Origin of the sequence: Janthinobacterium kochi (assembly GCF_051380715.1) — a bacterium.
Taxonomy (GTDB): Bacteria; Pseudomonadota; Gammaproteobacteria; order Burkholderiales; family Burkholderiaceae_D; genus Janthinobacterium.
Genome location: NZ_JBNYXO010000030.1, coordinates 1 through 7,188, shown reverse-complemented (window position 1 = coordinate 7,188; position 7,188 = coordinate 1). Strand labels below are relative to the sequence as shown.

Here is a 7,188-nt window from a genome sequence, read left to right as displayed (position 1 = left end):
TTGCCGACGCGCTGGCTCTGATCGCCAAGCGAACGTTTCTACATCGCCCAGGACAATCAAGGTCACGGCAAACCAACGCCTACAAGCCTCATAAATACATGGCCTACAAGGCTGCTTAATGGCAAGCCTGTTGCTTAACTTGGGTGGATTGGCTTCCCCCCCCCCCCGCAATACCTTACTGTGCCCATACATTGCCATAGGTACCGGCACATCGGCAGCGTCATCTATTGATGTGTATCAATATATATTTCAATTTCCATGTCAAAGTTCGCTTCTTTAATGCGTGGTTTGATGATTTTATAAGGAATGAGATAGATATGAACAATGTATACATTGTGTTGAAATGGATGCGAGACAATCTTTTGATTGTATTGATTGCCTCTCTTGTTTTCCCGGCAGTGCTTGGAATTTTTTCGCAGCGGTCTGATATTACAAAAATGATTTATGAATCGGACTATAAATTAGCCAAAATTAAGCATAGTGAATGCGACCGCATACATACGGATTTTCTGGATGCGGTCAGTACGAATGCCGGCACTGCCCAACTCTTGCACAAGAATTTCAACTTTGATGATGTGCTAAAAAATGGCATGCCTCAGCATGCGGTGGTCGTGTTTAAAAGCACGATGGATACCTATAGCAAGTCACTCGATAATATCCATGAAAATGGACGAAAAGCGCGCAACTGTTATGCTGATTTGAGTTCGCTATATGACAATCTTGCACTTGTCCTTAATTTGTCCGATGATTATAAAGTAATGGAACGGAAGAATGCCTTGGCGATAGCGGCACTGCAGGCGCCGTTGGAAGCCAGCCGGGCCAGACTCAGAGACGTGGGAGACCCGCAACAGCTGTATGCCGCGATGCTGGCCAGCGATCCTCAAGCGGTGGCCGGAGCATTGAAGATAGTCAACTACGATGATCTGGCGAAGTTGCAGACCGAACAAGCGCTGGCGGAGTCGAAGATGCAGCAACAGCATCGCTTGTTTTTCAATGAGCTAAATACGGTCTTCTCCAAGGAATTGTCACGCCGTTTTTACCGCGGATTTTTCGCCTCGCTGTGGTCCCTGGTTTAGCGCCAAGGTGAATGTAGATTCCTCTGGTAAATTTTCCTCCACCTGAGTGACAGCCCTATATACTTGCTGAAACGGATCATCCGGCATCAGACAAGGTTACAAGCATGGCATCAGGCATGGAGCAGTTTCAGGAAAAAGCACGACAGTCGTGGATACAGGCGCGCGCGCAGGTCGTTCGTTTGGCGGGGCTGGCATGGGTAAAAGCAGTGGCGCTGTATCGGCGCGGCCATGTTCACTTGATGACCTTGCCGCCCGTGCGGCGCGCGCTGGTGCTGGGGCTTTGGTCGTTCCTGGCCCTGCTGGCCTTGTTGACGCTGTACATGCTGTTGCTGATCCCCTTGACGCCCAGCATCCACGACTTGCGCCAGGCGCGCGCGGCCGCACCGAGCACCATGGTCAGCGCCGATGGCAAGGAACTGGCCCGCTTCGACCAAGGCTTGCAGGAGCGTGTCTCGTTAAAGCAGATTTCGCCGAACGTGATCAGCGCCTTGATCTCGACGGAAGACCACCGTTTCTACGAACACCACGGCATTGACTTCACGCGCACGGCCGGCGCCATCTTGCACACGGCCGGGGGCAATCCCCAGGGCGGTTCCACCATCACGCAGCAGCTGGCGCGCAATATGTTTCCAGAGGAAATAGGCCGCTCGCGCAACCTGAACCGCAAGCTGAAGGAGCTGATCACGGCCCTGAAGATCGAGGCCACCTACAGCAAGACGGAAATCCTGGAAGCCTACCTGAACACGGTGCCTTTCTTGTACAACACCTACGGCATCGAAATGGCGGCCCGCACCTATTTCGACAAGCCCGCGTCGCGCCTCGATATCCTGGAAAGCGCCACCCTGGTCGGCATGCTCAAGGGCACGAATTACTACAATCCCGTCGGCAATCCCGAGCGTTCGCTGCAGCGGCGCAACGTGGTGCTGGGGCAAATGCGCAAGCATGACGTCATCGACGAGGCGCGCTACAAGCAGTTGATCAAGCGTCCGCTGCGCCTGCATTTCGAGCGCCAGAGCGAAAGGGCGCAGTCGGACAGCCATTTCACGGCCTATGTGCGCAAATGGCTGATCGACTGGGCCGACGAGAACGATTACAACCTGGAACTGGACGCCCTGGTGGTGCACACCACGCTCGACCACGATTTGCAGCAGGCGGCCGAGCGCGCCGTCGAGCGCCAAGCCAACGCCTTGCAGGCGATCGCCGACGTGGAGTGGAGCCGCGCGGGCGTGCCTTCGTCCACCTCGACGGGCATGTACGCGGGCATGCAGGCCGGCAGCGTGGCCTTCGATTATTTCTGGAAATCGCATCCGGCCCTGCTGGACGCCTTCGTGCGCGAGTCGGCTGACTACCGCAAGCTGACGGCCGCCGGCGGCACGCCCGAGGCAGCGCTGGCGCAATTGAAGGGCGACCGTGCCTTCATGGCGGCCCTGCGCAAGTCGAAGACGCGCCTGGAAGCGGGCTTTGCGGCCATGGATCCGGCCACGGGCGCCGTGCGCGCCTGGGTGGGGAGCCGCGACTTTGCGCGCGAACAGTTCGACCATGTATCGCAGGCGGCGCGCCAGCCCGGCTCCACCTTCAAGCCCATCGTGTATGGCGCGGCGCTGGAAAAGGGCCTCAGCCCCGAGCATGTGTATCGCGATGAAGTGATGGATATCAAGGCGGCCGACGGCACGATATGGCGCCCGACGGACATGAGCGGTACCACGGGACGCGACATGACCATGCGCGATGGCCTCGTGTACTCGAAAAACACCATCACGGCGCAAGTGATGCAAGACGTCGGCTTGCCGCCGATCATCAAGCTGGCGCGCGCGCTCGGTATCCGCGACAGCAAGCTGGAAAAAGTGCCGTCCTTAGCGCTGGGCACCAGTCCCGTCACCTTGCTGGAAATGGTCAACGCCTATGCCAGCATCGCGGCCCAGGGCGAGGCGCGCCTGCCATTCGTCGTCACGCACATCACCGACCGCGAAGGCAAGGTCATCGCCCGTTTCGGCGAAGACAAGCCCCAGCGCGCCATGCAGGCGGCATCGGCGGCCACCCTGACGGACATGATGCGCGGCGTGATCGAGCGCGGCACGGGCACGGCCATCCGCAGCCGCTTCGGCATCCGCTCCGACGTGGCCGGCAAGAGTGGCACCACGCAAAACAATGCGGACGGCTGGTTTATCCTGATGCACCCGGAACTGGTGGGCGGCGCCTGGGTAGGTTTCAATGACGCGCGCGTCACCATGCGCAGCAATTACTGGGGCCAGGGCGGCCACAATGCCGTGCTGGTGGTGGGCGACTTCTTCAAGACGGCGCTGGACACAGGAAAACTGTCGCGCGATGCCATCTTCCCCGGCGGCAAGCCGCCACCGCCGCTGCGCCACGTGGAACCGGTCGAGGAACCACAGGACGAACCGGTGGAAGAACCAGGAGATTTGCTGCAGGAGGGCGCGCCGCCTGCGCCGCTGGCCGTGCCGGCCGAAGGCGACGGCGGACAGGAGTCGCATGGCAAGGCGGTGCAGGAACTGCCTCCCGCGCCAGCGCCTGTGCCGCAGCCGGTGCCGCAGCCGGTGCCGCAAGGGTAAGTCAACCATCGCAAAGAATAATCATGACCTCACGCAAGCCCACACTGCGCCTGATACTCGGCGACCAGCTCAATGCGCAGCATCGCTGGTTCACCGAAGTCGATGACGCCACCATCTATGTCTTGATGGAAGTCCGGCAAGAAACCGACTATGTGTTGCATCATGCGCAGAAAATCCTGGCGATCTTCGCTGCCATGCGCGAGCTGGCACGCCAGTTGCGCCAGCTTGGCCACAGCGTGCATTACATCGCCATCGACGACGTGGAAAGCATGCGGTCGATACCGGACAATATCGCAGCGCTGGTTCGCCACTATGGCGCCGGCGCCTTCGAATACCAGGCGCCTGACGAGTGGCGCCTCGACCAGCAGCTGTACCAGGCCGGGCGACGCTCGGCCATCCCCTGGCTGATGGTCGACAGCGATCATTTTTATACGGCCCGCAACGAGGCAGCCGATATTTTCGCCGGACGCAAGCAATGGCTGATGGAGTTTTTCTATCGCCAGATGCGCAGCAAGCATCAGGTGCTGATGGAAGACGCGAAAAAGCCCGTTGGAGGCCAGTGGAACTTCGACCACGATAACCGCAAGCCCTGGCGCGGCACGCCCGCCGAGCCGCAGGATCGGCGCACCGTGCATGACCATTCGTCATTATGGGAAAGCATCGTCGACGCCGGAGTGAAGAGCTTTGGCGCGCCGCATGCCGACCGGCTGGCGTGGGCGCTGAACCGGGATGAGGCGCTGCAGCAGCTCGATGCCTTCATCGAGCGGGCTTTGCCGCACTTTGGCGATTTCCAGGATGCGATGAGCGTCAAGGCATGGCGCTTGTTTCACTCCCTGCTGTCATTTGCGCTGAACGTCAAAATGCTCAATCCGCGCGAAGTCGTCGCCAGGGCGCAAGCAGCGTATCACGCCGGCCATGCTCCCTTGGCTGCGGTCGAGGGTTTCATCCGCCAGATACTGGGCTGGCGCGAATATGTGCGCGGTGTTTATTGGGCGCATATGCCCGGCTATGCGGAGAAGAACTTTTTTGGCCACACGCGCCCGCTGCCTTCATGGTTCTGGGATGGCAAGACGAAGATGCATTGCCTGTCGCAGGCCATTACCCAGTCGCTGGAACAGGCGCATGCGCATCACATCCAGCGCCTGATGGTGATCGGCAATTTCGCGCTGCTTGCCGGCCTGGATCCGGCCAAGGTCCATGGCTGGTACCTGGGCATTTACATCGATGCCTTCGAGTGGGTGGAGTTGCCCAATACCGTCGGCATGAGCCAGTTCGCCGACGGCGGCCTGCTGGCCACCAAGCCCTATGTTTCCAGCGCAGCGTATATCGACCGCATGGGCGATTATTGCAAAGGCTGTCATTACGACAAGAAAGCGCGCATCGGCGAGCGTGCCTGCCCCTTCAATGCCCTGTACTGGGATTTTTTCCATCGTAACGCGGACACACTGGAACGCAATCCCCGCATCGGCATGGCGTATCGCCAACTGGAGAAAATGGACGCGGCGGCGATCGCGGATTTCCGGCAACAGGCGGCCACGATGCTGGCCCGGCTCGATTCACTGTAAGCCTGCTGGTGCACGGGCAGCCCAACGGTAGCCTGCGCTATTTCCCCAGGAGAATTCCACAGGGTAATTTGTGAAGTTGCCGTACGGACGCTTGCCATCGGCCGACGGCGTGGGCCAGTAGATTATATGATGGGAACATGCGTCGAATTGCAGAGTGGCGTCTGCAGTCTGGCTACCATCTGGGCTGACGTGACCAACGTAGCACTTTGGCAAGTCTTATTTTCACCGTATGCTCCCCTTCCGTTTCATGCTCCAGCCACAGGACACCGTCTTCCATGCAGACCCAGGCATCAACTATGCGCGTGTCGAACGGCATTGCCGTGTCTTTTATATCAATCTTCATTCGCCCAGAATCGACATCGAGCGACCTTAATACCCGCGTCGTTCGCTGCGTGAACTCGATGACGTATGAAGTTCTTGTATTTTTAATCATCAATAATGCTCATTCAGGTGCGTAAGTTTTCTAAATATTACTATATAAAAATTTTTCGCCGCACACGAAAACGAGCACATCAATAAATTCCTGACTGCAAAAATTTCCAAAATGAAAAATTATTTATGTAAAATAAACTAAAATTTCTTTATGGATTGGTATTGTTGCAATGAGAAAAATAATTTCCAATTTTAGTTATTTTCTTCGGAAAGTATTTATTTAATTAATTTTTCAATGGCACTCTGTCATGTTTTTGACTTTGATATAAATCAAGATTATTGGTGTATTGATTTCAGGATAAATTCTTACTGCTAGGATACAAGCTCATCCTTGGTGTCGATGAACGATTCATGCTTGAAAATAATGAAAATTTCATGAGGGAAAGCATTTGTGTCGGTGACCCATCGGCATTTCATGCGCTCTATGTCAAATATAGTGTTCATATGAGAAGTTTGGTAAGTCATGATGTTCATCATAAGCAAGATATCGATGATATGGTTCAGATTATTTTTCTCAATGCATTTCAAAGGTTTAAAGAATGTCGTAGCTATTCGACGTTGTATGCATGGTTATATTCAATAGCCATGGATAGTATCGAAAACTATTATCGTAATGAATTAAAAATTAAATCAAGTACATTTTTCTCATTCGACGGCGTGGATGAGGTTGTTGATGCATTAAATATTTTTAATGAAAATAGTGCAGAGGAAATATGTAGTGCAATGGAAACTGGGCTGGAGATTGTTCGATTGATTGCCAACTTGCCGCCTCTCTTGAAAAAGGCATTATTGCTACGTGAGATTGATGGTATGAGCTACGGTGAGATTGCAATAAAGATGGGATGTCCTATGGGAACAGTGCGAAGCCGTATTCACAGGGTCAGGGCGGAGATACGCAAGAGGCTGGAAAAGGATGATTGAATGTAGCACCGCATAATTGCGGTACCCCAGGCGCAAGCTGCGATTATTTGTCGCTACTTAACATAAATTTACATGGTAAATAAAAATTACATCAGTGGCCTGGCACAAGAGCAGCTTGATCGTCGAAGACGAATCGATGCATTGACCGCACAAAAAATAGATGTTGCGATTATTTTCCAGGAAATGCTTGGCACTGCAGTGGCAGCAAAATACTTGCGAACAAATGGCGTGCCGCTATCTGTCGCATTGCGTGTGTTGATATATGCTCACAGAAAAGACCCATCGCCACCAAAAATGATTGGATTCGAGGATGGGCCTGTCAATCGCTTCCAGTCCAAGCAGACCGCGACAAGGGGGAATCAGATTGAGAAGGCTTGAAAACAAACTGCTATGCGCCGAAATGCGAGGGCAATTGTCACGCTTCGGTATCGCGTCGGACGGCGATCAATCCACCCAAGTTAAGCAACAGGCTGCCATCAAGCAGCCTTGTAGGCCATGTATTTATGGGGCTTGTAGGCGTTGGTTTGCCGTGACCTTGATTGTCCTGGGCGATGTAGAAACGTTCGCTTGGCGATCAGAGCCAGCGCGTCGGCAAGCAAGTGGGCTGCCGCCAGCCCAAGCAGC

At 54.9% G+C, this 7,188-nt stretch carries 5 protein-coding genes; all 5 read left to right on the top strand.

The annotated features are described in order from the left end of the window. Positions 1-317 precede the first annotated feature (317 nt). The 5 genes from ACQ4WL_RS27515 to ACQ4WL_RS27495 all read left to right on the top strand — a co-directional run bounded on the left by ACQ4WL_RS27515 (position 318) and on the right by ACQ4WL_RS27495 (position 6,942). The gene (locus ACQ4WL_RS27515; protein ID WP_436512886.1) at positions 318-1,076 is read left to right on the top strand and encodes a hypothetical protein; all 759 of its coding nucleotides are present in this window, start codon (positions 318-320) and stop codon (positions 1,074-1,076) included. 104 nt (positions 1,077-1,180) lie between these two features. Further along, positions 1,181-3,646: a penicillin-binding protein 1A gene (locus ACQ4WL_RS27510; protein WP_436512884.1), complete on the top strand. Its 2,466-nt coding sequence runs from the start codon at positions 1,181-1,183 to the stop codon at positions 3,644-3,646. Between the two features lie 23 nt (positions 3,647-3,669). After that, complete coding sequence (locus tag ACQ4WL_RS27505; RefSeq protein ID WP_436512882.1) at positions 3,670-5,211, top strand: cryptochrome/photolyase family protein; 1,542 nt, start codon at positions 3,670-3,672, stop codon at positions 5,209-5,211. Positions 5,212-5,994: 783 nt separating this feature from the next. Next, the gene (locus tag ACQ4WL_RS27500) at positions 5,995-6,564 is read left to right on the top strand and encodes a sigma-70 family RNA polymerase sigma factor (RefSeq protein WP_436512881.1); all 570 of its coding nucleotides are present in this window, start codon (positions 5,995-5,997) and stop codon (positions 6,562-6,564) included. 72 nt (positions 6,565-6,636) lie between these two features. Beyond that, on the top strand, positions 6,637-6,942 hold the full coding sequence (locus ACQ4WL_RS27495; protein WP_436512880.1) for a hypothetical protein: 306 nt from the start codon (positions 6,637-6,639) through the stop codon (positions 6,940-6,942). Positions 6,943-7,188 lie beyond the last annotated feature (246 nt).

What these genes read in the sequence shown, in the direction of transcription:
- ACQ4WL_RS27515 (WP_436512886.1), top strand. Translation starts at nt 318, where the DNA reads ATGAACAATGTATACATTGTGTTGAAATGGATGCGAGACAATCTTTTG.
- ACQ4WL_RS27510 (WP_436512884.1), top strand. Translation starts at nt 1,181, where the DNA reads ATGGCATCAGGCATGGAGCAGTTTCAGGAAAAAGCACGACAGTCGTGG.
- ACQ4WL_RS27505 (WP_436512882.1), top strand. Translation starts at nt 3,670, where the DNA reads ATGACCTCACGCAAGCCCACACTGCGCCTGATACTCGGCGACCAGCTC.
- ACQ4WL_RS27500 (WP_436512881.1), top strand. Translation starts at nt 5,995, where the DNA reads ATGCTTGAAAATAATGAAAATTTCATGAGGGAAAGCATTTGTGTCGGT.
- ACQ4WL_RS27495 (WP_436512880.1), top strand. Translation starts at nt 6,637, where the DNA reads ATGGTAAATAAAAATTACATCAGTGGCCTGGCACAAGAGCAGCTTGAT.